The sequence below is a fragment of the Methylobacterium sp. DB0501 genome, from assembly GCF_011043735.1.
GTDB lineage: Bacteria > Pseudomonadota > Alphaproteobacteria > Rhizobiales > Beijerinckiaceae > Methylobacterium > Methylobacterium alsaeris.
The window spans coordinates 142,873-169,756 of sequence record NZ_JAAKGV010000014.1 but is presented as its reverse complement, the minus strand read 5'-3'; the positions used below and the strand labels follow the sequence as shown (position 1 = coordinate 169,756).

The window sequence follows — 26,884 nt, the reverse complement described above, 5'->3', positions numbered from 1 at the left end:
TGCATTTTCGGTAGCGCTGCGCCGCGCTGACCCATTACCGTCCGTCCCAACAGCGGGGCCGTCCGGGACGACGGCCGGGATGCGGGCGGTGCGTAACTCCTCCTTCCCGAACGGGAGCGGGGATCCGCACCGTCTCCTCCGGCCGATCGCCCCGGGCGGTTCTCGCGACGACACCGGGAGGACGCCATGAAACGCTGCGCGAGGCTGGTCTCGACGCTTCTGCTGACCCTGGGGCTCGCCCCCTCCCTAGCCCGTGCGGCGGATCCGCTGCGGATCGGGGTCGCCGCGGCGATCACCGGGCCGGGTGCCGAATCCGGCAAGTACCTCGTCCAGGGAGCGAAGCTCGCGGCCGAGGAGGTCAACAAGGCCGGCGGCGTGCTCGGACGCCCGCTCGAATTCGTCGTCCAGGACGACCAGAGCACCAATCCGGGAGCGGTCCTCGCCTTCAGCAAGCTCGCCGCCGACCCCGCGCTCGTCGCCTTCGTGGCCCCGGTGCGCAGCACCCAGGTCCAGGCCATCGCGCCGGACGTGGCGAAGACGGCCAAGCCGACGATGATCGGCGGCACCGATCCGCAGCTCACCGCGGCCGGCAACCCGTGGCTGTTCCGCTTCCGCCCGAACGACCGCTACTCCGCCCGCGTGATCGCCGAGTTCGGGACCCAGACCCTGAACCGGCGCAAATGGGCGCTGGTCCATTCGAGCGACACCTTCGGTACCAACGGCATGCGCAACCTCGCCGCCGCCCTCAAGGAGCAGGGGATCGAGCCGGTGGTGGTGCAGGCCTTCCCCAACAACTCGCAGGATTTCACCGCGGTGGCGCTGGCGGTGAAGCAGTCCGGCGCCGACGTGCTCGGCACCTATATCGGCTTCGAGACCGACCAGGGCATCTTCGCACGGCAATTGCGCCAGCTCGGCGTGACCATCGACTGGGTCGGTTCGTCCACCACGTCGAGCGCCACGGCGCTCAAGCTCGCCGGCGCGGCGCTCGAGGGCGCCTACGCGGCTTCCGACTTCCACCGCGACGCCAACCCGGTCGCGAAGTCCTACGCCGAGCGCTACGAGGCCGCCTACAAGACCGCGCCCGACTTCTTCTCGGCCTGGGCCTACGACGCCGTGACGGTCCTGTCCCGGGCGATCAACCAGGCCGGCAGCACCGAGCCGGGCAAGATCCGCGACGCGCTGCTCGCCACCAAGGGCGTCCAAGGCGCGGAGGGGATGTACAATTTCGACCCGAACGGCGACGGGCTGCACGGCTACAACGTCGTGCGCAACGAGCGCGGGGCGGTGAAGTTCATCAAGCGGGTGGAGTTCGAGAAGTAGGAATTTCGTAGATCTCCGGTAGCCGAAACGTTGGACGGACTTCTCTTGCGTCTCGACATCACAGGGGGCATCCCGGGGCCGCGTCGCGGAGCCCGGGATCCAGAACCTCGGATGGTGCACGGTAAAGCGGAGGGCGAGCCGTCCTATCCTGAAACACCTGAGTGTCCGGATTCCGGGCTCCGCTTTCGCGGCCCCGAATGACATGGAGGGTGGCGGACGGTTCGGAGAGAACCCGTCCCGGTTAGGTCACCACCCGCCGCGCCGCGCCCGCACGTGATCCCGCGTGATCGCGTCGACGGTCGGGGTCCCGAGCAGCGTCATCGCGTTGTCGAGTTCACTGCGAAAGATCTCGATCGCCCGGGAGACCCCCTCGGTCCCGCCGGCCGACAGGCCCCACAGGAACGGGCGGCCGAGGCTGCAGGCGGTGGCGCCGAGCGCCAGCGCCTTGATGACGTCGGTGCCGCGGCGCACGCCGCCGTCGAGGATCACCTCGGCCCGGCCGGCGACCGCCCCGGCCACGTCCGGCAACGCCTCGATCGCCGCCGGCACGTCGTCGAGCTGGCGGCCGCCGTGGTTGGAGACGATCACCGCCTCGATCCCGAGCGCGACCGCCTTCTCGGCATCGGCCGGGTGCAGCAGGCCTTTGAGCGCCATCGGTCCGCGCCAGGTGTCGCGGATGCGCGCGATGTCGTCCCAGTTCGCGGAAGGGTCGAACAGCGAGGCGACGTGCTGGGCGACGCTGGTGAAGCCGCGGCCCGCGACCTGAAAATTCCCGAAGCCGAGCCGGGAGCGGGCCGCACCGGCGAGCCAGGCCGGGCGGCGGGCGAGGTCGAGGGCGGTGGAGAGGCGGGGCTTGAGCGGCATGGTGAAGGCGTTGCGCAGGTCGCGCTCGCGCCGTCCCTGCACCGCGAGGTCGACGGTGAGGCAGAGCACCCGGTAGCGCGACGCGGCGGCGCGGCTCAGGAGCGCCTGCATCCAGTCGCGGTCGCGCAGGAAATAGAGCTGGAACCAGCGCTCGCCCTCGGGTGCGCCGTCCGCCACCTGCTCGATCGAGCCGACGGAGTTGGTCGACAGGCAATAGGGGATGCCGGCCCGTGCCGCGGCCCGCGCGCCCGCGACCTCGCCGTCGGGCCAGAAGAAGCCGGCCAGCCCGGTCGGCGCCATCATCAGGGGCAGGGACGAGCCATAGCCGAGGATCGAGCGGGTCAGGTCGCGGGTGCCGACGTCGACGCCGACCCGCGGCATCAGCATCCAGGCGTCGAAGGCCGCGACGTTGTCGCGCAAGGTGCGCTCGTCCTCGGCGCCGCCGTCGATGAAGTCGAACACCGCCTTCGGCAGCCGCCGCGCCGCCTGGGCGCGCAGGTCGGCGATGGCGTAGGCCCGCTGCAGGCGGGCGGCGAGCCGGGTCGGGGCAGGCGCCTGCACCGGCACGGGCGGCGTCGGCGCCGTCAGGGCGGATGACGGACGGTGGGCGACCGCTCGCCCGGTCTGGCGCTGGTCTGCGTCCACGCTGGCCTCCCCGGTTCTCCCCGATTCTCGCGACCGGTCGCAGACCGGTAGCACGGGGTCGGCCCCGGATGGAACGGTGGAAGACGCCGCGCGTCGCCCCGGCTCGGGCTCCTCTCGAACGGCCCCACCCGGACGGCCCCGCCCGGCCCGCCCTGACGGGGCGACTCCTCGTCATGCCGGAGGCGACCTACCGATTTTCTCCATCCCGTGCGCTTGATAAGCAGGCTCGATCGATTCGTGAGTAAGGGAGTGTCATGAGCATCGTCCAGGCGGCGTTCGGCCGGTTCAAGCAGACGGTGACCGCCTATGCGGGCGACGCCGCCCTGATGCGGGCTGCGGTGTCGGCCTGCGCCAACGTGATCGTGGCCGACGGCGAGGTCGCCGGGGTGGAGTTCGAGGTGGCGCTGAAAGGCATGCTGGCCGATCCCGTCCTCGAGAAGGGCTATGACAGCCTGATGTTGGAGGAAGAACTCTACGACGGCATCGGCCGCGCCCGCACCCGGGCCGGACGGATGCAGAACGTCCACTTCATCGAGGCCATCGCCGACCGTCCGGCGGAGCAGCGCCAGAGCGTCTTCCTGATCGCCGCCGACGTCGCCGACTTCGAGGGCATCAGCCCGTCCGAGCACAAGGCCCTGACCGAGGTGGCGGCGGCGCTCGGGCTCGACCGGGACGCGTTGCTGGCCTGATCCGTCATCCCTCCCGGATCGCGCTCGGCGGGCCGTCGTTGAGGCGGCTCCAGGCCCGCCGGAGCTGCCGCGGCGAGGCGAAGCCCGCCCGCTCGGCCACCCGCTCCATGTCGAGCCGGGTCTGGGCGAGGAGGTCGCGGGCGAGTGCCACCCGCAAGGAGTTGATGTAGGCCGGCAGGCTCATCCCGGCATGCCGGTTGAACAGGCGCGAGAGGTGGCGCGGGCTGGTGGCGGCGATGTCCGCCATCGCCTCCAGGCTCCAGGCCCGGGCCGGGTCGGCGCTCACCGCGTCCTGGACCCGGTGGATCGCCGGGTGGAGGTGGTTGCGCCCCTCGAGCCAGGGCGAGAGTTGCGGGTCGTGGCCGGCCCGGCGCAGATACACGACGAGGTAGCGTGCCACCGCCGCCGCGCAGGCCGGATCGACGAGGCGGGCCACGAGATGCAGCATCAGGTCGATGCCGGCGGTGATGCCGGCACTGGTCAGGCGCTCGCGGTCCTCGACGAACAGCCGGTCCTCCAGCACCCGTGCGGCGGGAGCCAGAGCCGCCAGCTCGGCGCAGTCCGCGTGGTGGGTGGTGCAGGCATGCCCGTCGAGGAGGCCGGCCCGGGCCGCGAGCAGCGCGCCGGAGCAGATCGAGACCAGGCGGTGGCCCGGCCTCACCTGCGCCCGCAGCCAAGCGACGATCGCCGCCTCGGCGGCCCGCTCGTGCTCGCCCGGGGGCGAGGGATCGCCCAGCACCAGCTTCGCCGTGCCGGCGAGGACCACGGTCGCCCCCTCCGGAAGCGGCTCGGGCAGCGGCGCGAGGCCGGCGAGCCCGAGCCCGGTCGAGCTCGTCACCTCCGGATGCGGCCCGGCATGGGTGACGCGGAACCGCACCCGGTCCTGGATCAGGTTGGCCTTGCGCAGCACCTCGATGGGGCCGGCCACATCGAGGAGCAGGGTGCGCGGCGGGCACACCACCACGACCGCGATCTCGGCCGGCCCGCTCATGCGGCGAGGCGGGAGGCCGGCCCGGCCAGCGCCTCCTCGACCGTGGCGATGCGGGCGAAGCGCCCGGCGAGCACCAGTTCGGTCCGGGCCCGGATCTCGGCGGGGCTCCAGTGCCGCCCGGCGGCGTCGGTCATGGCGAAGGTCAGGGTCGCCTCCGCCACGTAATCGACGTCGTGGCCGAGATCGGAGGCGTGGCGGGTCGTGGTCTCGCAGCACTGCTCGGTGCGGATGCCGCTGACGATCAGCCGGCGGATGCCGTTCCGGGTCAGCCAGACCTCGAGCCCGCTGCCGACGAGCGCGCTGTGCCGCCGCTTGTGGAACACCGCGTCGGCCGCGATCCGCACGGGTTCCAGGGCCCGGACATGGCCGGAGGCGAGGGAGAAGTCTCCCTGGTCCTCGACGTGGAAGACCTGCACCACGGGGACGTTTTTCGCCACCGCGCCGTCGATCAGCGCCTGCTGGCGGTCGAGGTAGGGGCGCAAGTCGGCCTCGTCCCAGTAGGGGCGGTGGCGGAAGGACTCCTGAACGTCGATGACGAGGAGGGCGGTGCCGGACATGGTGGAGATCCTTATCGGGTCGGACGGCGCCAGGATAGGCGCCGCCGTAAGCCTCGAAAGGCCGTGCCCGGACCGGAAGCGGACGAAAAAGGACAGGCATCTAGCCCGGCCGGAACACCCGCAGCCGGTGCCCGTCGGGATCGAGGGCGACGAAGGTGCGGCCGAAATCCATCTCGGTCGGCGGTTGCAGGATCGGCAGGCCGCGTTCGGCCCAGGCGGCGTGCGTGGCCTCGAGCGCGGCATCGTCCGCCACCGTGAAGGCGACTTCAGCCCCGCCGCCGGAGGCGGCGGCAGCCGGCACGACGGTGTGGCGGGACCACAGGCCGAGCCTCATACCCCCCTCGAAGGCGAACAGCACGAAAGTCGGGCCCGCCTCGACCGGGGCGCGGCCGAGCAGGGCGGCGTAGACGCGGCCGCTCGCCTCGGGGTCGTCGACGTAGAGGAGAGTGTAGGTCGGCTGGAGCATCGTCGGGGTTCCCGTCTGGTGCGACGCCCCGGGGATTACGCCGCCCCGCTGACAGATTCCGGCAGCAGCGATCAGGAGGCGATCCCCTGCGCCGCCCGCCACTCCCGCAGCAGGGCGTGACGCGGGCGGGGATAGCGCTCGCCGGTGAGGGTGAGGGCCTCCATCCGGTCGGTGCGGAAATGGCGAAAATCGTCTCGCGTTTCGCACCAGGCGACGACGACCCTCACCCGCTCGAAGAAGCCGAGGGCGATGGGCCAGATCACCCGCTCGGACCCCGCCCCGGCGGCGTCCCGGTAGCGGATCGCCACCTTGTGCTGCATCCGGATGGCGCCGCGGAGGAGCGACAGGTCGATCCCGTCCGGCGCCGTCTCGGCGGGGCCGACCATCAGGGTCGAGGCGTCGAGCCGCTCGCGCAGGTCCGCCGGCAGCACCGCGGCGATCTTCGCCAGGGCGTCGCCGGCGGCCACGGCGAGCGGACCGTCGGCCCGGCCCGCCACCCAGCGCATGCCGAGGACCAGGGCCTCGATCTCCTCCTCGCGGAACATCAGCGGCGGCAGGGTGAAGCCCGGACGCAGGACGTAGCCGAGGCCCGGCTCGCCCTCGATCGCCGCACCTTGCGCCTGGAGGCTGGCGATGTCCCGGTAGAGGGTGCGCAGGCTGACGCCGGTCTCCTGCGCAAGGCGCCGGCCGCTGACCGGATGGCGGTGACGGCGCAGGACCTGGAGCAGGTCGAGCAGGCGTTCGGCGCGGGACATCGTCGGGCTCGGGCGCGGGGTGGATCCCGCCTCGTCGCAGACAGCCGGCCGGAACGGAAGGATTAGACGGGAGGGCTTGGCTGCGAAGGCCTAGCCGCGAAGGCTTGGCCGCCCGCTCAGCGCGCGACGACCACCGCGACGCCCGACCCGACCATCACCCCGCCGGCGACGCGGTTCGCCCGCCGGACGGCCGAGCGGGTGCGCAGGGCTCGCCGGAGCCGGCCGGCGAGGAGGACGTGGCCGCCGATCACCACGGCCTCGACCGCGAGGATCACCGCCGCCAGGAGCCCGACCTGTGCCGGGGCGAGGGTGGCGCCGACCACGTTCGGTAAAAGGGCGAGATAGAACAGCGGCATCTTCGGGTTGCCGAGATTGAGGGCGAGGCCGGTGAGGATGCTCGCCGCCAGACCGGGGCGTGCGCCTCCACGTTCTGCCGGCAGTACCGGCTCCGCGGTCCAGAGCCGGATCCCGGCCCAGACCAGGTAGGCCGCGCCCGCATAGCGCAGGACCGTCATAACCGCCCCCATCTCCTGCGCCAGGACCGCGAGGCCGGCGGCGGCGAGAGCGAGGACGACCAGGATGCCGGCCACCATGCCGAGCCCGTAAGCGATCCCGGCGCCCGGCCCGTGCGACAGGGTTCGGGCGACGATGGTCATGTTGTCGGGCCCGGGGCTCGCGGCGAAGACCAGGAAGGCGGCTGCGAACGAGACCAGCGTGACGGGATCCATTCGCCTTCCCCAGCGTCGTGACGGGCCGAGAGCCTGTCCGATTCGTTCCCACGGACCTGATGGTCTCCGCGACATCCCCGGGCCGCGAAGCGGAACCCGGGATCCAGGCACTCGGATCGTTCAAAATGAGGCGGCCGGAATTCAGCTCGACCCTGGACCATCAGCAGTACTGGATCCCGGGCTCCGCCTTCGCGGCATCCGCAATGACCACGAGGGTGTCGGCTCCATCGCTCAGATAGAGCCGTCTCCGATCGTCGATCTAATGCTCCCCCACCTCGCCCAGATGCGTCAGCAGCGCGTCCGCCACCCGGTCCGGCGCCTCGCGGGTGGGGAAGTGGCCCACCCCCTCCAGTTCCACCCGCCGGTAGGCGCCGGTGAAATGCTGCTCCTGCCCCGAGAACGAGGCCGGCAGCACGCAGGTATCGGCCGCGCCGTGGATCACCAGGGTCGGCACCGCGATGCTGCCGGCCGCCTCCGCCTCGCGGGTGAGGTCGGAAAAGCGCGGATCGGGCGCGTCGGCGCCCCAACGCGAGCGATAGAAGTTGAGCGTCACCGCGGCCCAGTCCGGGTTCTGGAACGACGGGGCGGATTTCGAAAACGTCTCGTCGGTGAACCACGGCCCGGGCGGGCTCCAGGCCACCCATTGCTCGCGGGCGAAGGCGAGGGGGTTCTCGCGCACGAAGGCGGCGCCCGGCTCGGTGTTCATGAACCACTGGTACCAGAACGCCCGTACCTGCGGCAGCGTCGGCACGCCGATGCGGCCGGGCGCCCAGGGCACCGACAGCGCAGCGATCGAGGCGACGCGCTGCGGCCGGGCCGCCGCCAGCAGGTAGGCGACCCGCGCCCCCCAATCGTGCCCGACGACCGGCAGGCGCGAGAAGCCGAGGGCGTCCATGAAGGCCAGGATGTCGGTGGCGAGCGCCGCGGTCTCGCCGGTCTTCGGCCCCTCCGGATCCACGAACTTCGTCGGGCCGCAGCCGCGCCAGTACGGCACGATGGTGCGCCAGCCGGCGGCGTTCAGCGTCGGCACCACGCCGTCGAAGCCGCGCGGATCGTCCGGCCAGCCGTGCAGCAGAAGGATCGGCTGGCCCATATCGGGGCCCGAGGCCTCGTAGGTGATCTCGACCTCGCCGGCCGTGACGCTGTTGACGTCCATTGTCGTCCCCCATCCCAACGCCAAGGGGCGAGGCCCGCGAAGGCCCCGCCCCTGGTTCCCCTGACCCCGTCAGATGGGTCAGCCGAGGATCTTGTCGATGGTGATCGGCAGCTCGCGCACCCGCTTGCCGGTGGCGTGGAACACCGCGTTCGCCACCGCGGCGGCGGCACCCACGATGCCGATCTCGCCCAGTCCCTTGACCCCGAGGGGGCTGACCTTGTCGTCGTGCTCGTCGACGAAGATCACCTCGATGTCGTGGATGTCGGCGTTCACCGGCACGTGGTACTCGCCGAGATTGTGGTTCATGATCCGGCCGAGGTTGTGGTCGAGCATCGACTCCTCCTCGAGGGCGGCGCCGATCCCCATCACCACTCCGCCGAGGATCTGGCTGCGGGCGGTCTTGAGGTTGAGGATCTTGCCGGCCGCGATGGCGCTCACCACCCGGGTCACCCGGACCACGCCGAGTTCCTCGTCGACCTTCACCTCGGCGAAGACCGCCGAGTGGGTATAGGCCGAGAAGCGCATGTTGGTGAGCATGCTCGGCTTGACCTTCTCGGTCGCCTCCACCGTCTCGACGCCGCCGGCCCGCATCGCCTCGGCGATTCCCACCTTTCGCGATGGGTCGCTCTGCAGCCGGATCGCGCCGTCGGCGAAGGTGACGTGGGCGAAATCGGCGTTCGCCAGCGGCGAGTCCGCCATGCCGCGGGCGTAGCCGAACAGCTTTTCGGCCACCGTCCGGCAAGCCGCCTGCACGGCGGCGCCCGAGGAGGCCGCGGTCCAGGAGCCGCCGGCGAGCGGCGCCTCGGGGAGGGCGGTGTCGCCGAGCCGGGTCGTCACCTTGTCCAGGTCGAGACCCAGCGCGTCGGCGCCGATCTGGGCGAGGATGGTGTAGGTGCCGGTGCCGAGATCCGCGGTCGAGCAGGCGAGTTCGAGCGTGCCGTCGGGCGTGAGCGTGGCGCTCGCGCTCGACGGCATCATCATGGCCTCCCACACGCCGGTCGCCATGCCCCAGCCGACGAGCTCGCGCCCGTCGCGCATCGTGCGCGGCTCCGCCTTGCGCTTCGACCAGCCGAACCGGGCCGCGCCCTGCTCGTAGGCGGCCCGGAGCGCCTTCGACGTGAAGTCCTTGCCCTCGCCCTCGTCGCGCTCGGCGTAATTGCGAAGCCGCAGTTCCAGCGGATCGACGCCCGTGGCGTAGGCCAGCTCGTCCATCGCCGATTCGAGGGCGAAGATGCCCGTGACGGCGCCGGGCGCCCGCATGTCGGACGGGGTGTAGGTGTCGATCTTGGCGAGCTTGTAGTCGAGCGTGACGTTCGGGCAGTGATAGAGCAGGCCCGACCAGTTGACGACGGCCTCCTGGTAATCCTCGAAGGTCGAGGTGCCGGCGACCGCGTCGTGGGTCAGGGCCTGCAACCGCCCGTCCTTGTCGGCGCCGAGCGCCACGGTCTGTAAGGTCTCCGGCCGGTAGCCGAAAGTGAACATCTGGTCCCGGGTCAGCACCACGCGGACCGAGCGCTTGAGGTCGAGGGCGGCCGCGACCGCCAGATAGAGCTGATATTGCGGCCGCAGCCCCGAGCCGAACCCGCCGCCGACGTAGGGCGTGATCACCCGCACGTCGTCGGGCTTCAGGTTGAACACGCCGCAGACGTATCCTTGCGTGTTGTTCACGCCCTGGATCTTGTCGTGGATGGTGAGCTTGCCGTCGCCCTCGTAGACCACGGTCGAGGCGTGCGGCTCCATCGGGTTGTGGTGCTCGATCGCCTGCTTGTATTCCTGCCGCAGCTGGATCGGCGCCTTGTCGAAGGCGCCCGCCGCATCGCCGCGGGGGTCCGGCGGCGGCTTGATGCCGGAGCGCTTCTTCGGCGGCACGTAGGCGGCGTCGCGATTCTTCTCGAGGTCGGTGTTCGGCACCTCCTCCTCGTAGGTCACCCGGACGAGGCTGGCGCCATAGCGGGCCAGCTCGAAGCTCTCGGCCACCACGAGCGCCACCGGCTGGCCGCCATAGACGATCTCCGGCCCGTTGAGCGCCCGGAACGGCGAGCCGGGGGGCGCGACCTGGTCGCGGTAATTGTAGTCGAGCCAAGCGGTGCGCGGCTTGTTCTCGTGGGTGAGCACCTTGATCACGCCGGGCACCGCCTCGGCGGCCTTCGTGTCGATCGCCGTGATGCGGCCCTTGGCGATGGCGCTCGACACCACGACGCCGTGGGCGAGGTCGGGGGCGGTGAACTCGGCGGCGTACTTCGCGGCGCCCGTGACCTTGGCGGGGCCGTCTTGCCGGCTCTGGGCCGTGCCGACGTAGCGGGAGGGAGTGGCCATGGTGTTACCTCAGGCGATGCGCTTGTCGGTCTGGGATTGCGGCGTGCCGGCGGCGGCTTGACTCAAGCCCCGCACGATGGCGCGCCGCGCCAGCTCGACCTTGAAGGCGTTGTGGGCGTAGGGCCGGGCCTCGGCCAGGATCACGTCCGCGGCCTCGCGGAAGGTCTCGCGCGTGGCGCGCTTGCCCTGCAGGAGGGCCTCGGCTTCGGCGTTGCGCCAGGGCTTGTGGGCGACGCCGCCCAGCGCCAGGCGGGCCTTGCGGATCGTGTCGCCGTCCATCTCCAGGGCGGCGGCGACCGAGACCAGCGCGAAGGCGTAGGACAGCCGGTCGCGCAGCTTCAGGTAGGTGTAGTGCTTCGAGAAATCCTCATCCGGCAGGTCGACCGACAGCACGATCTCGCCGCGCCGGAGCGTGGTGTCGCGTTGCGGCTCGTCGCCGGGCAGGCGGTGGAATTCCGCGAAGGGAATCGCGCGCCGCCCGTTCGGACCCTCGACCTGGACGGTGGCCTCCAACGCCGCCAGCGCCACGCACATGTCCGACGGGTGGGTGGCGATGCACGTATCCGAGGCGCCGAGGATCGCGTGGATCCGGTTGACCCCGGTCATCGCCGGGCAGCCGCTGCCTGGCTGCCGCTTGTTGCAGGGCGTGCCCTCGTCGTAGAAATAGTAGCAGCGGGTGCGCTGGAGCAGGTTGCCGCCGGTGGTGGCGGCGTTGCGCAGCTGCGGCGAGGCGCCGGCGAGCAGCGCGCTCGCGAGCAGGGGATAGCGCTCGTTGACCAGCGGGTCGCCGGCGACGGTGGCGTTCGGCACCAAGGCGCCGAGGCGCAGGCCCCCCTCGTGCTGGACGATCTCGTCGAGCGGCAGCCGGGTGATGTCGACGAGACGGCCGGGCCGCTCGACGTTGTACTTCATCAGGTCGACGAGGTTGGTGCCCCCGGCGATGAAGCGCGCCGCCGGATCGGCCGCGAGGGCCTGCACGGCCTCCTGCACGGTGCCGGCGCGGGTATACTCGAACCGGTTCATTCCGCGGCCTCCCGGAACGAGGACGATTTGGTCTTCAGCACGTCCTCGACGGCGTCGACGATGTTGGCATAGGCGCCGCAGCGGCAGATGTTGCCGCTCATGTGCTCGCGGATCTCCTCGCGCGAGCGGGCGCGGCCCTCCTCGATCAGCGCCACCGCGGACATGATCTGGCCCGGCGTGCAGTAGCCGCACTGGAAGGCGTCGTGCTCCAGGAACGCGGCCTGGACCGGGTGGAGAGCGCCCGAGGACAGGCCCTCGATGGTGGTGACGCTCGCGCCGTCCTTCTGCACCGCGAGGGCGAGGCAGGAATTGATCCGCTTGCCGTCGACGATCACCGTGCAGGCGCCGCACTGGCCGTGGTCGCAGCCCTTCTTGGTGCCGGTGAGGTCGAGTTCCTCGCGCAGCAGATCGAGGAGGGTGGTCCAGGGCGCGACCCGGAGCCGGCGCTCCTGCCCGTTGATCGTCAGGGTGACCGGAATCGCGTCCGGTGGGGCGGAGGAGCCGCTGTCGCTGAGCATGGGCCTGCCATCGATCGTGAGTGGCCCGGACTCGGGGCGCGCCGAGAGAGGGCGCGGCCCTCGATCCGGGCGGCATACCCCATAACTGTTCCAGGGTGCGGGCGTTCCCCAAGGGAGTATCGGGGCGTGCGGTCGCAGGGCAGGCACCCGGCGCGGAACCCTCTCCCCTCCGCGAGGGCGTGCCTCCGGGTGAGCGTCCCGCCCGCCATGCGCCCGAAGCCGCCCGCCGCCCGTCCGTCGCCGCTTCTGGAGGCCGGCCCGCTGCGCTCGAGCGTTTTCCGACGAATCGGAAACCGGCTCGTCTCAGAAAATGCGGCAAAATCAAACACCTAGAGCACCGCCCGATTGCAAAGCGATCGGGCGGTGCTCTAGTGATGCATCACCGCGGGCGGAGACCCGTCCCCGCGCCCGCTTCGCCCCGTACCCGGAGACCCCCGCATGGCCGCGCCCGACCGGATCCTCAACGACATCGACCGCGATCTCGACAATTCCCTGGAGCGGCTGTTCGCCTTCCTGCGCATCCAATCGATCTCGACCGATCCGGCCTACGCGGCGGAGTGCCGGAACGCGGCGGAGTGGCTCAAGGGCGATCTGTCCGCCATGGGCTTCGAGGCGTCGTTGCGCGAGACCGGCGGCCACCCGGTCGTGCTCGCCCATTATCGCAAGCCCGGCGCCCCCCACGTCCTGTTCTACGGCCACTACGACGTGCAGCCGGTCGATCCGATGGAGCTGTGGGAGACGCCGCCCTTCGAGCCGCGCATGGCGACCTTGGCCGATGGCCGCAAGGTCATCAGCGCGCGCGGCGCCTGCGACGACAAGGGTCAGGTCATGACCTTCGTCGAGGCCTGCCGCGCCTTCAAGGCGATCGACGGCGAGCTGCCGGTCGGCGTCACCATCCTGGTCGAGGGCGCCGAGGAGGACGGCTCGAAGTTCCTGCCCGAATGGGTCGCGGCGAACCGCGAGGAGCTGAAGGCCGACGTGGCCCTGGTCTGCGATACCGGGATGTGGGACCGCGACACCCCGGCCATCACCTCCTCCCTGCGGGGCCTGGCCTATTTCGAGGTCACGGTGCGGTGCGCCGACCGCGACCTGCATTCGGGCCTGTTCGGGGGCGCCGCCGCCAACCCGATCCGGGTGCTCTCGCGCATCATCGCCGACCTGCACGACGACCAGGGCCGGGTGACGGTGCCGGGCTTCTATGACGGCGTGCACGAGACGCCGCCGGAGGTGCTGGAGCAGTGGCGGAGCCTCGACCTGACGCCCGAGAGCTTCCTCGGCACGGTCGGCCTGCACCAGCCGGCCGGCGAACGCGACCGGATGCTGATCGAGCAGATCCAGTCCCGCCCGACCTGCGACGTCAACGGCATCATCGGCGGCTATACCGGCGAGGGCACCAAGACGGTGATCGCCGCGGAGGCCAGCGCCAAGATCTCGTTCCGCCTCGTCGGCGACCAGGATCCCGAGGCGCTCGACCGCAACTTCCGCGCCTTCGTCCAGGAGCGCATCCCGGCCGATTGCTCGGCCGAGATCGTCACCCACAAGGGCTCGCGGGCGCTGGCGCTGCCGCACGGCATGCCGGCCCTGGAGGCCGCCAAGCAGGCGCTCGCCGAGGAATGGGGCCGGGCCCCCGTCACCATCGGGTCGGGTGGCTCAATTCCGATCGTCGGCGACTTCAAGCGCACGCTCGGCCTCGACACCCTGCTCGTCGGCTTCGGCCTCGACGACGACCGGGTCCACTCGCCGAACGAGAAGTACGACCTGCAGAGCTTCCACAAGGGCACGCGCAGCTGGGCCAGGATCCTGGCGGCGCTGGCGAAGTAAAGGGGCATCGGGGCTGCGTTCGTCGGCCCCTTCCACCGCCACCTCACAGGGTCGTCCCGAGGCTCGCCGTGGCTGAGAACCCGGGACGACGACGGAGGGGGTCTCCGCGAGCAGGGCAGCCCGGAATGCCGCAGAAAGTCATCGGCCTGATCGGCGGGATGAGCTGGGAGAGCTCGGCCGAGTATTACCGCATCATCAACGAGACGGTTCGCGCCCGCCTCGGCGGCTTGCGCTCGGCGCGCTGCCTGATGTGGTCGTTCGATTTCGGCGAGATCGAGGCCCTGCAGCATGCCGGGCGCTGGGACGAGGCGACGGCCGAGCTGGTCGGCGCCGCCCGACGGCTGGAGCGGGGCGGGGCGGATTTCGTCGTGATCTGCACCAACACCATGCACCGCATGGCCGATCAGGTGCAGGCGGCGATCGGCCTGCCCTTGCTGCACATCGCCGATCCGACGGCGGAGCGGATCCGCGCCGCGGGCCTGTCCCGGGTCGGCCTCATCGGCACGGCCTTCACCATGGAGCAGGACTTCTACAAGGGCCGCCTCGCGTCGCGCCATGGCCTCGACGTGCTGGTGCCCGGCGCCGACGACCGGGCGGTGGTGCACCGGGCAATCTACGAGGAGCTGGTCCGGGGCCGGGCCGAGCCCTCCTCGCGCGAGGCCTACCGGGCGGTCATGGCCCGGCTGGTCGCGCGGGGCGCCGAGGCGATCATCCTGGGCTGCACCGAGATCATGCTGCTGGTGGGACCTGAGGACAGCGCGGTGCCGCTCTTCGACACCACGGCGCTCCATGCCGCGGCGGCGGTGGACTGGGCGCTGGCGGACCTCTGAGCCAGGCGGCTAAGCGGACTTGCGTTGGCAGGCCAACGCTTCGTCGGCTCAGGTCATTGTTTCGTCGCAGATTTTTTCGCAAAACCGGTGACCACTCTTGCGAAATCTGCTTAGTCCGCATTGACGATCTGCCGGCTGAGCGCGTTGTGCCGCTCCGTCAATGCGGTGGTCTCCACCGTCAGCAAGCGCCCTTCCTGCACCACGATCCGCCCGTTGACGACGCTCAGCGCCACGGCCGGCGGCGCGCAGAACACCAGGGCCGCGACCGGATCGTGCAGGGCGCCGGCCGTGGCGAGGCCTCGCAGGTCGAAGGCGACACAATCGGCGGCCATCCCCGGCTTCAGCGCTCCGATGTCGTCGCGCCCGAGCACCCGGGCGCCGCCGATCGTCGCGATCTCCAGGGCCTCGCGGGCGGTCATCGCGGCCGGGCCGTGGCCGACGCGGGCGAGCAGCATCGCCTGGCGGGCCTCGCCCAGCAGGTGGCCGGCATCGTTCGAGGCCGAGCCGTCGACGCCGAGGCCGACCGGCACGCCTTCGCAGCGCATCCGCGGCACCGGGGCGATGCCGGAGGCGAGCCGCATGTTCGAGCACGGGCAATGCGCGACCCCGGTGCCGGTGCGGGAAAAGAGCCGGATGCCGGCCTCGTCGAGTTCGACGCAGTGGGCGTGCCAGACGTCCGGGCCGACCCAGCCGAGATCGGCGGCGTACTCGGCCGGGCTCATCCCGAAGCGCGCGCGGCTATAGGCGACGTCGTCCCGGTTCTCGGCGAGATGGGTGTGCAGCGACACGCCGTAGGAACGGGCGAGGGCGGCCGAGTCCCGCATCAGCCCCGGGCTGACCGAGAAGGGCGAGCACGGCGCCACCACGATCCGGCGCATCGCCAGGGGAGCCGGGTCGTGCCAGGTCTCGATCAGCCGGCGCGTATCGGCGAGGATCGCGGCCTCGTCCTCCACCAGCGCATCGGGCGGCAGGCCGCCGGCGCTCTCGCCGACGCTCATCGCCCCGCGGGCGGCGTGGAACCGCAGGCCGATCTCGTCGGCGGCCTCGATGCTGTCGTCGAGTCGGCACCCGTTGGGATAGAGATAGAGGTGATCGCTCGACGTGGTGCAGCCCGACAGCATCAGCTCGGCCATCGCGACCTTCGTGGAGACCCGCACCATCTCGGGCGTCAGCCGCGCCCAGATCGGATAGAGCGCCTTCAGCCAGCCGAACAGGTCCGCATCCTGCGCCGCCGGCACGGCGCGGGTCAGCGACTGGTACATGTGGTGATGGGTGTTGATCAGGCCGGGCAGCAGCACGTGGCCGGCGAGATCGATCACCGTGTCGGCGGTCTCCGGCTCCGCCTCCGGCCCGCCGACCGCGACGATGCGGTTGCCCTCGGCGAGCACGAAGCCGCCCGCGATCTCGCGCCGGGTCCCGTCCATGGTGACGACGCGGTCGGCGTTGCGCAGGAGAAGCGTGGCCATGCGGGGTTCCGGTGGGGACGGGCCGAGGGAGGCGCCATGCTGCGTGGGCCGGCCGGGGCGGGTCAAGCCGCGCTTGACCGGGCGGCAACCCTCGGGCACCCCGGACATCCCAGACCGGAGACCCGACCATGTCGAGCCAGAGCCTGCCGCGCCTGACCACCCACGTGCTCGACACCGCCCATGGCCGTCCGGCGGCCGGAGTGGCCCTGCAGCTCTGGCGCCTGGCTGACGGTGCGCGGGAGGAGGTCGCCCGCACCCGCACCAACGCGGACGGGCGCTGCGACGCACCGCTGCTCGCCGGCGAGGCGCTGCGGCCCGGCATCTACGAGCTGGTCTTCGCGGTCGGGGCCTATTTCGCGGGCGCGGGCGACGCAGGGGCCGGCGATTTCCTCGACGAGGTTCCGGTGCGGTTCGTGGTGCGGCCGGGGCTCGACCATTACCACGTGCCGCTGCTGATCGCCCCCTATTCCTACAGCACCTACCGGGGCAGCTGAGAGCGACCGACTCTCGATCGTGCGCCCGTCTCTCCGTCAGGCACCCGGCTTCTGCCAGCCGCGCCGGCGCTCGGCCAGGCCGTGCTCCCGGTAGTGGAGCAGCGGGTTCACCCCCGCGCGGGCCACGTCCGGATTGGCCGAGAGATAGCCGCTCGTGCTGAACTCGGCCGACGGGTCCCGGCCCTCGCGCCAGCCGAAATACAGGTAGTGGTCGAGAGGATCGCACCCCTCCGCCGCAACGTCCGGGTTCTTGCCGAGGTAATAGACCGGGTCGAAGCCGCCGATGAGCGCGGGTGGATCGGGCCTGCGGCTCCAGTTGACGATGCGCCAGAACATCGGACGTCTCGAGGCTCCCATGCGGGAGCCCGCGCGACGCCGGTATGCGATGACCTAGCGTTTCGCCGGATTCCCCGCCTGCAAGGAAGCCCGAAATCCGGGGCCGGCGCAATAGGTCTATCGCCGGCGGACCGCCCCCGCCGTCACTCTCTTTGGGAGGAGGCGGGGCGGTCCGCCGGCGCCTCCGGGCGTCTCGCATCGACCGACGGCGGAACCCGTCGATCTCGCGTTCCGGTCCAGTGCACACGGTGGAGTCGGCACTGTAACCCCCGATGTGGGGACTGGAATTGGAGCAACGAACAGGGCAGGTAGAGCGATTATTCGGCCGGAAGGACTGCCCATGCCCCGATACTTCTTCAACACTCATATCGGCGAGGACGTCATCACCGACCTGAACGGCGAGGAGATGCGCGATCCCGATCACGCCTGGGAGGCCTCGCGCGCGATCATCCGCGCGATGATGGACGACCCGAAGAACCAGGACCGTCTGCTCGCCGCGAGCCTGGTGGTGACCGACGAGGCCGGCGAGGTGGTGCTGGAATTTCCCTTCGCCGAGGCCCTGGCCGGGGATGCGCCGCAAGAATCCCCGCTTCAGGAATCCCCGCTTCAGGAGCCCCGGCACGGCGGCCCGAACGTCCATTGAGGCGGGGGCTCCGCCCCGATCGGGCGGTCGTCACATGTGAGTGCATGACAAATCTCCGCCGCGCCCTACATAAGCGCTTGGCGCCGGCGGCGGACCGCACTCGGCGGTCCGTTCGGCCAGGTGCCCTCCGAGGCCGCGGCCCGCCCGCGCCTCGCAAGAGGGATGACGTCATGGCGACCCAAGACAGCACCGCGCGCGGACAGGCCGAGACCCGCGCGGCGCGGGCCCAGATGCAGGCCGAGATGGCGGCGCAGGCTTGGTCGGACCTGGCCAGCGCAGAGCGGAACCGGGACGACAACACGGCGCGCCTCAAGGCCCTGCGCCTCGCCCGCGAAGCCGAGGCTGTGGCGGCGCCCAAACCCGCTCCGAAGGCACGGGCAAGGAAGAAGGCCTGAAGGTTTTCGCGCGCCGCAGGCGCGCGGATCACGAAGACTGAGGGCCTGTTCGACACGATCGACAGAGCCGACAATCTCCATCGTCGGTCCGGGGCCGCGAAGCGGCGCCCGGACCGACGCGCGGTTGTCGATGCCGCGGTCGTCCCGCCGAACCGGCTCCGACGACCGAATCGGTCGACCGGCATGCGGACAGATGCCGCTCCGCCTGATTCCGTGTCTTGCGGACGGCGAGAACGCCGGACCGCCGACGGTGCAGCGCGCGCCTTCCATGGCCTCCGGCATCCTCAGCAGCCATGGGCTCGGGTGCCGCCGCGCGGCCCCGGCATGGCGAGGAGAGGGCGGGTTCGCCCGGCTCACGCGAGGAGCCGGCCTCGGGATCGCCCGCTCCGCTCACGCCCGGTCGACGGGCCCGACGTCCAGGCGCGGGGATGAGAGTTCGACGCCGTTCCTCGCCGCCTCCCACTGTCGTCGCTTGCCGCGCCAGGTCTGTCAGGCGTGCGCCGTCGGACGGTCGTCCGGGTGCGGGATGGAAGACCCGGGGATGCCGTCGGCCAAGATGTTCGACGTAAAGTCATTTTAGGAAAAATTTCTTTATTTCGCTGCTGCACTGCAACAGGTTGGCGATCGCTCAAACAAATCCGTGACTTGGCTCCTTGATGCCGGTTCGGTCACGGTATCGTCGATGAGCCGATCGGGATAATGTCGCGATACAGAACGTCAATGTTTCTCGTGTAATCGTCACCTCAGCCAGGGGAACGGACATGAGATACGGCGTCAGTATGACGGCGAAGGTCGTCGCCATCGTTGCGTGTGCGATCGTGACGACGACAGCCGCGATGTGGGCGACCGCGTCGCGGCAGATCTGGGGCGATCTGCAGCGACAGGATCAGGAGCGTGCCCAGCAATACGGGCGCAGTCTCGCCCTGGTCTTCGCCGGCCGGGTCCCCGGCGCGACGTCGATGGTCGAGAACGGTCGGGTGACGGCGGTCGCTGCGCCCGCCCTGACGGATTTCTCCGACGGCACGGTGGTGGACGATTCCGTCGCCTATGTCGGCGGCAACGCCACGGTCTTCGCCTACGATCCGGCGCGGGACGCCTTCGTCCGGCGGGTGACGACGGTACGCAAGGAGAACGGCGAGCGCGCGGTCGGCACGGTGCTGGCGCCCGACAGCCCGGCGCAAGGGGCCATGCGCCGTGGCGAGGCGTTCCGGGGCGAGGTGACGCTGTTCGGCCAACGCTTCCAGACGGTGTACCAGCCGACCCGCGACGGTGCCGGGCGCGTCAACGGCATCCTGTATGTCGGCGTGCCGATCGAGAAATCCTACGCCACCTACGCGTCGGCGATGCGCGCCGTCACCCTGGCGGCGGGCGCGATCGCGCTCCTCGCCTGCCTGGTGACGGCGCTGGTCGCGCGGCGCCTGGTGCGGCCCCTGGTCGACATCGCGGCCCGGGTCTCGAGCCTCGCCGCCGGCGACCTCGACGCCCCGATCCGCCATGCCGGGCGCGGCGACGAGATCGGGGCCGTCGCGAAGGCCCTCGAATCCTTGCGCGAGACGAGCCGGCGCGCCCGCACCCTCGAGGCGGAGGGCCGCTACGGGAGCGAGGCGGCAGAGCGGCGGCGGGTCGCGCGCGATGCCGTGGTGGCCGGCTTCCGGGGCGAGATGGCGTCGCTCGCGGCCGCCCTCGGGGGCCGCGTGGCGGATCTGACCGAGCGGGCCGGGGCGATGACCGGGCAGGCGCGTGCCGCCGAGGGCGCGATCACCGCGGCCTCGGCCCGGTCCGAGGCCGCCGCCGGCAACGTCGCCACCGTCGCGGGCGCCGCCGAGGAGCTGTCGGCCTCGGTGGCGGAGATCACCGGCCAGGTCGCCCGGGCGCAGGACAGCACCGCCGCGGCTCGCGCCGAGGCCGAGGCGGCGGACGGGCGGGTCGGCGAACTGGTCCGTGCCTCGGCGCAGATCGGCGACGTGGTGGCGCTGATCGACGCGATCGCCGCCCAGACCAACCTGCTGGCGCTCAACGCCACGATCGAGGCCGCCCGCGCGGGCGCCGCCGGCCGCGGCTTCGCGGTGGTGGCGGCGGAGGTGAAGGCGCTGGCCGGCCAGACCGCGAAGGCGACCGAGCAGATCACCCGCCAGGTCGACGGCCTGCGCGCGGCGACGAGCGAGACCGCCGGCACCCTGGCGCGCATTCGCACCCGCATGCAGCACATCGACGAGACCACCGCCGACATCGCCTCCGCGGTGGCCCAACAGGGCGGAGCGACGCAGGAGATCTCCCGCAGCGCCGGCGGGGCGGCGGAGGCCTCCCGCGCCATGGCGACGGACTTCGACACGGTGCTGGCAGCGGCCCGCTCCACGGCCGATGCCGCCGGGATCGTCGATGCCGCCGCCCGCGAGGTCGGCGGCCTCACCGGGCGGCTCGACGCCGAGGTCGAGCGCTTCCTACGGCAGATGGCGGCCTGACGAGCAGGTGGCGGCCCGACGGGAGAGCGGCGGCGATGGGGGATCAGACCCCGATCGCGGCCTTCACCAGCTCCGGCCGCATCGGCAGCTCGCGCAGCCGCACGCCCGCCGCCCGCCGGATCGCGTTGGCGAGCGCCGCCGCGGTCGGGCCCTGGGCGACCTCGCCAGCGCCGAGGAAGGGCTGGCCGGGCCGGTCGATCAGGTGGACGTCGAGCCGGTCCGGCACGTCGGGGAAGCGGGCGATCGGGTAGGTGCTCCAGTCGCGGCTCGTCGGGCCCTCGGCGTCGTGGCCCACCGCCTCGAACAGGCTCCAGCTCATCGCCTGGATGATCCCGCCCTCGATCTGGTCGCGGATGCCGTGCGGGTTGACCACCTCTCCGGCATCGACCGCCGCTTGCGCCCGCACCAGCCGGACCCGGCCGCTCTCGCGCTCGACCGCGACCTCGACGGCGAGCGCGCAATAGGCCGCGAGGTTCTTGTAGCGGGCGAAGGCGAAGCCGGCGCCCCGGCCCCGAGGCAGGGCCGTGCCCCAGCCGAAGCGGGAGGCGGCGGCCTCGATCACGGCCCGGGCCCGCGGGTCGTCGAGATGCGCGAGCCGGAACGCGACCGGATCGGCGCCCGCTTCCTCCGCCAGCTCGTCGAAGAAGCTCTCGATCGAGAACACGTTCATGTAGGCGCCGAGGCTGCGCAGGGCCGAGACCCGGAGCGGCATGTCGGCGACGAAGTCGTGCGCCACCCGCGCCCGGGGGAGGCGGTAGAGCGGGATGGCGTTGCGGTCGCCCCCGCCCTCCGGCTGCGGCAGGGCCTTGGGCGGCGGGGCCGGGAAGGGCTTTTCCAGCATCCGGGCCGAGAGCAGCTGGCCGGCGCCGGGCGGGCGGGTCAGGTGGGTCGGGCTGCGCACGGCGTAGTCCCAGTCGGCGATGCGGTCGTCCGGTCCGAGCACCGCCGACGCATCGGTGAGCATGGCGCCGCCATAGGGCTCCCACAGGTGCTCCTGCTCGCGGGTGTATTGCACCCGCACCGGCCGGCCGGGCAGGGCACGGGCCAGCAGCGCGGCGTCCCCCGCCGCGTCGTCGGCGCCGTTATGGCCGTAGCAGCCCGAGCCCTCGACGTGGATGCAGCGGATCCGGTCCTCGGGCAAGGCCAGCAGCTCGGCGAGGGCTTGGCGCAGCGGGAACATGCCTTGCGCGTGCGACCAGACGGTGAGCCGGTCGCCGTCGAACTCGGCCACGGCGCAGGACGGGCCGATCGAGCCGTGCATCTGGTAGCGGCGGCGATACTGCGCGGCGACCCGCCGCCCGGCAGGGGCCGGAGTGCCGGTCCCGGCCTCATGGATCAGGCTGCGTTTGGCGGCCCGGCCGGCGAGGTCGGCGAACAGCGCGTCGGGCTCCGGCACCGGGGTGCCGCCCTGCCAGACGGCGACCCGCGCGAGCGCCCGCATCGCCGTGACGGCGGCGTATTCCCGCTCGGCCAGCACCGCCAGGAAGCTCCCGTCGCGGTGGACCCGGATCGTTCCCGGCCTGGCCGCCACCGCCTCGGCCTCGACGCCGACCAGCCGGGCGCCGGGTCGGGGCGGCCGCACGATCCGGGCGTGCACCATCCCGGGTGCGCGGATGTCCTGGATGTAGGCCGCCCCGCCCGCGACCTTGGCGGGGATGTCGACCCGGGGCAGCGGCCGGCCGACGACCGTGTAGGTCGCCGGATCGCGCAGGCGTCCCTCCGCCGGCACGTCCGCATCCAGCTCGATCCCGGCGGCGATTTCGCCGAAGGCGAGGCGGCGGCCGTCGGGGGCGGCGACCGCGCCCTCCGCCACCGTCAGGCTCTCGGGCGGCAGGGAGAGCCGGCGTCCGGCGGCCGCGGTGAGGAGGGCGCGGCAGGCGGCGGCCGCGTGCCGGATCGCGGTGGCCGAATCCTGCATCGAGTGGCTGCCGGCGGTGTAGCCCTCGTTCGGCGTCAGCTCGGTATCGGCGGTGACGAGGCGCAGGGAGGCCGGAGCGAGCCCGAGTTCCTCTGCGGCGACCTGGATCAGCGCCGTCTTGATGCCCTGGCCGAGCTCCGCCTTGCCGGTCAGCACCGTGACGGCACCGTCCTCGCCGATGCGGATCCAGGCGTCGATCCGCGGCGCCTCCTTGAGGCTGCCGGGCAGGGAGGCCGCCAGCGCCCGCCGGGGCGGGCCGATGCCGACGAGGAGCGCGCCGCCGACGAGCAGCGTGCGGCGGGTGAGCGCGGTCACCGCAATGCCCCCGTGACGGCGGAAGAGGCGCCGGCGGCGCGCTTCACGGCGGCGAGGATCCGCATATGGGTGCCGCAGCGGCACAGGTTGAAGCGCAGCGCGTCGCGGATCTCCGCCTCGCTCGGATGCGGCACCGCGCGCAGCAGGGCGTGGGCCCGCATGACCATGCCGGCGATGCAGTAGCCGCATTGTGCGGCGTTCTCGGCGATGAAGGCGGCCTGGAGCGGGCCGGGATGCTCGGGGCTTCCCAGGCCCTCGACGGTGGTGACGGCCCGGCCCTCCAGCACCCCGACCGGAGTGAGGCAGGACAGGACGGCCCGGCCCTCGACCTCCACCGTGCAGGCGCCGCACTGGCCGAGCCCGCAGCCGAACTTGGCGCCGTTGAGCCCGAGCTCGTCGCGCAGCACGTATAGGAGCGGGGTCTCGGGTTCGGCCGCGACGGCGTGCGTGCGGCCGTTCACCGTCAGGTTCGGCATCGGCGGATCCTCCTCACGGGCTCGGCCCGGCGCGGGCGGTGCGGCCCGGCGGCTCCCGGGGCGGCGGGTCCGGCATGAGCGCGCGGACCGTCGCGTCGAGGTCCGGCCACGGCCCGTCGGGGCTGAAGCGGGCGCGCAGGTAGGCGGCGAGATCGGTCATCTGGGCTCGCGTCAGCGTGGCGCCGAAGGCCGGCATGATCGGCCCCGGGGCGTGCTCCCGCGGTGCGACGCCGTCGCGCAGGACGAGGAGCAGGTTGCGCGGGTCCGGCGCCCGCAGGGAGGTGCGGTGGCCGAGCGAGGAGGTGGTGTAGGGCACGCCCCCCGCCGCAGCCCCGCCGCTCTCGTGGCAGACCGCGCAGGCCCCGGCATAGATCGCCGCGCCCCGTGCCGGCGCCGGCTCGTCGGATGCGACCGCCCGGTCGACCGGGCCGGTGCGGCTGCCGGCGGGGCCGGAGAGCGTCGCGACGTAGGTGGCGAGCGCCCGGATCTCGTCCGCCGGAACGGTCCGGTGCGCGTCGACCACCGGGCGCATCGGGCCGGCGGCCCCCCCGTGCATCGGGTCCCACTCGGCGAGGTAGCGGGCGAGGTCGTCGCGGCTCCAGGGCAGCGGCGCGGGGGAGGAGCGGTCGAGGGGCGGCGCCCACCAGCCGTCGGCCTCGCCCCCGGCATAGGCCTTCGAGCGGATCTCGGCGCCGAGGCGGTTGCGCGGGGTGTGGCAGGCACCGCAATGGCTCAACGCCTCGGCGAGGTAGGCGCCGCGGTGCCATTCGGGATCGCGCCGGGGGTCGGCCGGGGACGTCACGCCCGGAATGCTGGGCTCGCGGACGAAGAGCAGCTTCCAGCCGGCGATCAGTGGGCGCCACGACAGGGGGAAGGGCAGGGCGTTGGCCTTCGCCTCCGCCCGCACCGGCTCCCGGGTCATCGTGAAGGCGTAGAGGGCGGCGATGTCGGCATCGGTCAGGCCGGCATAGTGGGTGTAGGGGAAGGCCGGGTAGAGGTGCCGCCCCTCGCGGTCGACGCCCTCGCGCATCGCCCGGGTGAAGGCGGCACGCGTCCAGCGGCCGAGCCCGGTTTCCGGATCGGGCGTGATGTTGGTGGCGTAGATCGTGCCGAACGGCGTGCCGATGCCGCGGCCGCCGGCATAGGGCCGCCCGCCCTCAGCGGTATGGCAGGAGGCGCAGTAGCCGAGGGCGGCGAGGACCGCGCCCCGGCGCACCTGCTCCGGCGCCGTCTCGGCCGGGCCGGGACCGCCGGGCAGGAGGGCGGGGCGCCAGGCCGCGAGACCGAAGCCCGCCAGCGGCAGGAGGACGGCCGCTCCGAGCCAGGCGGCGATGCGGCGACGCTTCACGCCCGCGGACCTCCCGTGATCTCATCGGCCGGACGATCCCGCCGGCGCCGGGACAACCGGCGCCTCCGGTCACGGTTCCGGGCCCGGAAAACCCGTCCGGGGTCCTGCGCGCAGCGGCCGCAGCCCCGCGACGGGAGCCGATGGTCGGCCGCCATTCGGCGGGAGCCGGTCACCCGTGCAGCCGCGCAGTCTTGCCCCAATCCACCGCAACAATGCTATCGTCCGGGTCGTCAGGCGAAGCCGGATAGGCTTGGCCTTGTCTGGACCTGCGGCGACGCTTCCGCATGGTCCGCCCGAGCGGACGGCTTGCCGCCCGCCGGTCCCCACCTGTCGCCCCGGGCCCGTTCCTGCCGATCCCGCGGGGCCGACGGGCGATCCATCCGGGATCCTTGCGCGGGATCCTTCTCTGCCGCAGCGTCCGCTGCGGCGACCGAGGCCGCCGCGAGACACGAAGGACCATGGCGCAGCAGAGCTTCCACACCCGCACCAAGCCGCCGCCGATGAGCGACGACGACGCGGCCTGCCGGGCCTGTTGCGGGCAGATGCGCGCCCATTGGGAGGAGCGGCCCCATGCCCGCCTGATGGTGGTGGCCTCGACGCCGGTGGTGGAGGCGTTCGGCGGCGGCGTCGAGACCCGCTATCTCTGCCTCGAATGCGGTCACACCCTGATGCACTCGACCGGCCGGTTCGGCCAGGGCTGGCACTGAGCAGGCGTGCGTCGGCAGGCCAATGCTTGGCCCACTGTGATTCTTGTTATGTCGCGAATCTTTGTTGCAAAACCAGAAAAAATTCTTGCGAAATCTGTTGAGAAAATTTTTTGACGAAGCGGATGCCGGTTCGTCGTAGGAAGTGCGGCACAATCGTAGATCCAGAGCAGCGTTCGATGGCAGCGCGATCGGGCGCTGCCCCAGGGAGGCGCCTCGGGGCGCCGCTCGTGAGCTTGAGCGGAATCCCGTCCCGGGCGATGGACGGCGGTTTTTTTCGGGACTCGTCGCATGCCCCTCGCGCTCGTCACCACGTCGGATCGGCCCGACCTCGTGCCCGTCACCGCGCGCTGGCGCTGGGAGGCCTTTCTGCGGGGCCAGGGCCGCAGCCTCGCCGAGGTGACGGCGACGGAGACCGCGCGCGTGCCCGGCCCGATGCCCCGCACCGTCGTGCTGCTCGCCGACGACGAGCCCGTCGGCATGGCGAGCCTCGCCGCCCGGGACCTCGAGACGCGGCCGGACCTGACGCCCTGGCTCGCCGGCGTCTACGTCGGCCCGCCGGCGCGGGGGCGGGGGCATGCCGTCCGGCTCGTCGCGGCGGTGGAGGCGGAGGCCCGATCCTGCGGCTCTACACCCGCAGCGCGGAAGGGCTCTACGCCCGGCTCGGGTGGCTGACGGTCGAGCGGTTTTCGTATCGGGAAACGATGTACGCGCTGATGCGGCGGGATCTTTCCGAGTAGAGCTTCCGTGTCGAGATCGTCGAACAAGGCGGACCATCGCCCGTTCGCCACGTCATCACGGGTTCCGTTTTCGCGGACCCGTGACGACCCCGGGAGGGGGAGGCGTGGCGGCCGGCGAGGTCGGCCGATAACGCAGCGATGGACGGTCAGTACGTCGCCCGCCCGCCCGACACGTCGAACACCGCACCCGTCGAGAACGACGCCTCCTCGCTCGCCAGGAAGCAGATCAGCGAGGTCACCTCGTCGATGGCGCCGAACCGGCCGATCGGGATCTTCGACAGCATGAAGTCGATATGCTGTTGCGTCATCTGGTCGAAGATCGCGGTGCGCACCGCCGCCGGCGTGACGCAGTTGACCCGGATCTCCGACTTCGCCAGCTCCTTGCCGAGCGACTTCGTCAGCCCGATCACCCCGGCCTTGGAGGCCGAGTAGGCCGAGGCGTTGGGGTTGCCCTCCTTGCCGGCGATCGACGCGACGTTGACGATGCGGCCGTAGCCGCCCGCCTCCATCGCCGGCACCGCGGCGCGGTTGCAGTAGAACAGGCCGTTCAGGTTCACGTCGATCACCCGCTGCCAGGCCTCGACCGGGTAGTCGCGGAGCACGGTGTTCGGCCCGGTGATGCCGGCACTGCAGACCAGCACGTCGAGCCGGCCCCCGAGCGCCGCCAGGGTGTCGCGCATGGCGGCATCGACCGCGGCGGCATCGGCGATGTCGAGGGCCCGGGCATCCGTTGCGCCCGATTCGGCCCTGGCCTTCGCCAGGGCCTCCTCGTTGAGGTCCCAGAGCGCGACCGTCGCGCCCTCGGCCTTGAGGCGCGCGGCGACGGCGAGCCCGATGCCGGAGGCGCCGCCGGTGACGAGGGCCGTACAACCCTCGAAGCGGTTCGGGAAGGACTTCGGAGCCGTCAT

At 72.0% G+C, this 26,884-nt stretch carries 26 protein-coding genes; 10 read left to right on the top strand and 16 right to left on the bottom strand.

All coding sequences use genetic code 11. The features are described from left to right. Window positions 1-186 precede the first annotated feature (186 nt). Entirely contained in the window at window positions 187-1,320 is a 1,134-nt protein-coding gene (locus G4G93_RS20840) for an ABC transporter substrate-binding protein (RefSeq protein ID WP_165086814.1), read from the top strand. A 246-nt stretch (window positions 1,321-1,566) separates the two neighbouring features. Here G4G93_RS20840 and G4G93_RS20835 read toward each other — a convergent pair whose 3' ends face one another. Beyond that, entirely contained in the window at window positions 1,567-2,829 is a 1,263-nt protein-coding gene (locus tag G4G93_RS20835) for an alpha-hydroxy acid oxidase (RefSeq protein WP_165086813.1), read from the bottom strand. Window positions 2,830-3,083: 254 nt separating this feature from the next. Between G4G93_RS20835 and G4G93_RS20830 the strand changes: the two genes are divergently transcribed. After that, a complete protein-coding gene (locus G4G93_RS20830; protein WP_165086811.1) occupies window positions 3,084-3,518 on the top strand; it encodes a tellurite resistance TerB family protein in 435 nt (144 codons plus the stop codon). A gap of 4 nt (window positions 3,519-3,522) precedes the next feature. On the opposite strand, the gene G4G93_RS20825 is transcribed toward G4G93_RS20830, so the two are convergent. The 9 genes from G4G93_RS20825 to G4G93_RS20785 form a co-directional block, all read right to left on the bottom strand. After that, window positions 3,523-4,509: a GlxA family transcriptional regulator gene (locus G4G93_RS20825; RefSeq protein WP_165086810.1), complete on the bottom strand. Its 987-nt coding sequence runs from the start codon at window positions 4,507-4,509 to the stop codon at window positions 3,523-3,525. Further along, on the bottom strand, window positions 4,506-5,066 hold the full coding sequence (locus tag G4G93_RS20820) for an isochorismatase family protein (protein WP_165086808.1): 561 nt from the start codon (window positions 5,064-5,066) through the stop codon (window positions 4,506-4,508). The genes G4G93_RS20825 and G4G93_RS20820 overlap by 4 nt, the downstream gene beginning before the upstream one ends. 100 nt (window positions 5,067-5,166) lie before the next feature. Further along, window positions 5,167-5,532, bottom strand: a complete 366-nt coding sequence (locus G4G93_RS20815; protein WP_165086806.1) for a VOC family protein — start codon at window positions 5,530-5,532, stop codon at window positions 5,167-5,169. Window positions 5,533-5,603: 71 nt separating this feature from the next. Next, on the bottom strand, window positions 5,604-6,287 hold the full coding sequence (locus tag G4G93_RS20810; RefSeq protein WP_165086804.1) for a YafY family protein: 684 nt from the start codon (window positions 6,285-6,287) through the stop codon (window positions 5,604-5,606). Between the two features lie 116 nt (window positions 6,288-6,403). Then, window positions 6,404-7,015 carry a LysE family translocator gene (locus tag G4G93_RS20805; protein WP_165086803.1) on the bottom strand — a complete coding sequence of 204 codons (612 nt, stop codon included), beginning with the start codon at window positions 7,013-7,015 and terminating at the stop codon, window positions 6,404-6,406. Window positions 7,016-7,274: 259 nt separating this feature from the next. After that, complete coding sequence (locus G4G93_RS20800) at window positions 7,275-8,171, bottom strand: alpha/beta fold hydrolase (protein ID WP_165086801.1); 897 nt, start codon at window positions 8,169-8,171, stop codon at window positions 7,275-7,277. Window positions 8,172-8,249: 78 nt separating this feature from the next. Further along, the gene (locus G4G93_RS20795; protein ID WP_165086800.1) at window positions 8,250-10,487 is read right to left on the bottom strand and encodes a xanthine dehydrogenase family protein molybdopterin-binding subunit; all 2,238 of its coding nucleotides are present in this window, start codon (window positions 10,485-10,487) and stop codon (window positions 8,250-8,252) included. Between the two features lie 9 nt (window positions 10,488-10,496). After that, window positions 10,497-11,510: an FAD binding domain-containing protein gene (locus tag G4G93_RS20790; RefSeq protein WP_165086798.1), complete on the bottom strand. Its 1,014-nt coding sequence runs from the start codon at window positions 11,508-11,510 to the stop codon at window positions 10,497-10,499. Further along, window positions 11,507-12,028 carry a (2Fe-2S)-binding protein gene (locus tag G4G93_RS20785; RefSeq protein ID WP_165086797.1) on the bottom strand — a complete coding sequence of 174 codons (522 nt, stop codon included), beginning with the start codon at window positions 12,026-12,028 and terminating at the stop codon, window positions 11,507-11,509. Before G4G93_RS20785 ends, G4G93_RS20790 begins: the two co-directional genes overlap by 4 nt. Window positions 12,029-12,466: 438 nt before the next feature. Here G4G93_RS20785 and G4G93_RS20780 point away from each other — a divergent pair, with 438 nt between their 5' ends. Together G4G93_RS20780 and G4G93_RS20775 are read left to right on the top strand one after the other, a co-directional pair. Further along, complete coding sequence (locus G4G93_RS20780) at window positions 12,467-13,849, top strand: M20/M25/M40 family metallo-hydrolase (RefSeq protein ID WP_165086795.1); 1,383 nt, start codon at window positions 12,467-12,469, stop codon at window positions 13,847-13,849. Window positions 13,850-13,974: 125 nt separating this feature from the next. After that, window positions 13,975-14,679: an aspartate/glutamate racemase family protein gene (locus G4G93_RS20775; RefSeq protein WP_165086793.1), complete on the top strand. Its 705-nt coding sequence runs from the start codon at window positions 13,975-13,977 to the stop codon at window positions 14,677-14,679. 110 nt (window positions 14,680-14,789) lie between these two features. Here the strand turns inward: G4G93_RS20775 and G4G93_RS20770 are convergent, their stop codons facing one another. Next, entirely contained in the window at window positions 14,790-16,145 is a 1,356-nt protein-coding gene (locus G4G93_RS20770) for an 8-oxoguanine deaminase (RefSeq protein WP_165086791.1), read from the bottom strand. Between the two features lie 128 nt (window positions 16,146-16,273). Between G4G93_RS20770 and uraH the strand changes: the two genes are divergently transcribed. Beyond that, window positions 16,274-16,639: a hydroxyisourate hydrolase gene (gene uraH, locus G4G93_RS20765; protein WP_206289914.1), complete on the top strand. Its 366-nt coding sequence runs from the start codon at window positions 16,274-16,276 to the stop codon at window positions 16,637-16,639. Window positions 16,640-16,675: 36 nt separating this feature from the next. Here uraH and G4G93_RS20760 read toward each other — a convergent pair whose 3' ends face one another. Next, complete coding sequence (locus G4G93_RS20760; protein WP_165086789.1) at window positions 16,676-16,975, bottom strand: hypothetical protein; 300 nt, start codon at window positions 16,973-16,975, stop codon at window positions 16,676-16,678. Between the two features lie 340 nt (window positions 16,976-17,315). Between G4G93_RS20760 and G4G93_RS20755 the strand changes: the two genes are divergently transcribed. The 3 genes from G4G93_RS20755 (at window position 17,316) to G4G93_RS20745 (ending at window position 20,475) form a co-directional block, all read left to right on the top strand. Next, window positions 17,316-17,618, top strand: a complete 303-nt coding sequence (locus G4G93_RS20755) for a DUF6894 family protein (protein ID WP_165086788.1) — start codon at window positions 17,316-17,318, stop codon at window positions 17,616-17,618. 170 nt (window positions 17,619-17,788) lie between these two features. Then, window positions 17,789-18,013, top strand: coding sequence for a hypothetical protein (locus G4G93_RS20750; RefSeq protein ID WP_165086786.1), 225 nt, complete (start codon window positions 17,789-17,791; stop codon window positions 18,011-18,013). Between the two features lie 818 nt (window positions 18,014-18,831). Continuing rightward, window positions 18,832-20,475 (top strand): methyl-accepting chemotaxis protein, encoded by a 1,644-nt coding sequence (locus G4G93_RS20745; protein WP_165086785.1) that lies wholly within the window; start codon window positions 18,832-18,834, stop codon window positions 20,473-20,475. 43 nt (window positions 20,476-20,518) lie between these two features. On the opposite strand, the gene G4G93_RS20740 is transcribed toward G4G93_RS20745, so the two are convergent. Genes G4G93_RS20740 through G4G93_RS20730 form a run of 3 tightly spaced genes read right to left on the bottom strand, consistent with a single transcriptional unit; the run spans window position 20,519 to window position 24,532 of the window. Next, window positions 20,519-22,708, bottom strand: a complete 2,190-nt coding sequence (locus tag G4G93_RS20740) for a molybdopterin cofactor-binding domain-containing protein (protein ID WP_312892163.1) — start codon at window positions 22,706-22,708, stop codon at window positions 20,519-20,521. Further along, window positions 22,705-23,184 (bottom strand): (2Fe-2S)-binding protein, encoded by a 480-nt coding sequence (locus G4G93_RS20735; protein ID WP_165086783.1) that lies wholly within the window; start codon window positions 23,182-23,184, stop codon window positions 22,705-22,707. The genes G4G93_RS20740 and G4G93_RS20735 overlap by 4 nt, the downstream gene beginning before the upstream one ends. A 13-nt stretch (window positions 23,185-23,197) precedes the next feature. Next, the gene (locus tag G4G93_RS20730; protein WP_165086781.1) at window positions 23,198-24,532 is read right to left on the bottom strand and encodes a cytochrome c; all 1,335 of its coding nucleotides are present in this window, start codon (window positions 24,530-24,532) and stop codon (window positions 23,198-23,200) included. Window positions 24,533-24,990: 458 nt separating this feature from the next. On the opposite strand from G4G93_RS20730, the gene G4G93_RS20725 reads away from it, so the two are divergent. Both G4G93_RS20725 and G4G93_RS20720 read left to right on the top strand, forming a co-directional pair. Beyond that, complete coding sequence (locus G4G93_RS20725) at window positions 24,991-25,239, top strand: hypothetical protein (RefSeq protein WP_246736913.1); 249 nt, start codon at window positions 24,991-24,993, stop codon at window positions 25,237-25,239. Between the two features lie 288 nt (window positions 25,240-25,527). Then, window positions 25,528-25,911 carry a GNAT family N-acetyltransferase gene (locus G4G93_RS20720; protein ID WP_165086780.1) on the top strand — a complete coding sequence of 128 codons (384 nt, stop codon included), beginning with the start codon at window positions 25,528-25,530 and terminating at the stop codon, window positions 25,909-25,911. Window positions 25,912-26,122: 211 nt separating this feature from the next. On the opposite strand, the gene G4G93_RS20715 is transcribed toward G4G93_RS20720, so the two are convergent. After that, complete coding sequence (locus G4G93_RS20715) at window positions 26,123-26,884, bottom strand: SDR family NAD(P)-dependent oxidoreductase (protein ID WP_165086778.1); 762 nt, start codon at window positions 26,882-26,884, stop codon at window positions 26,123-26,125.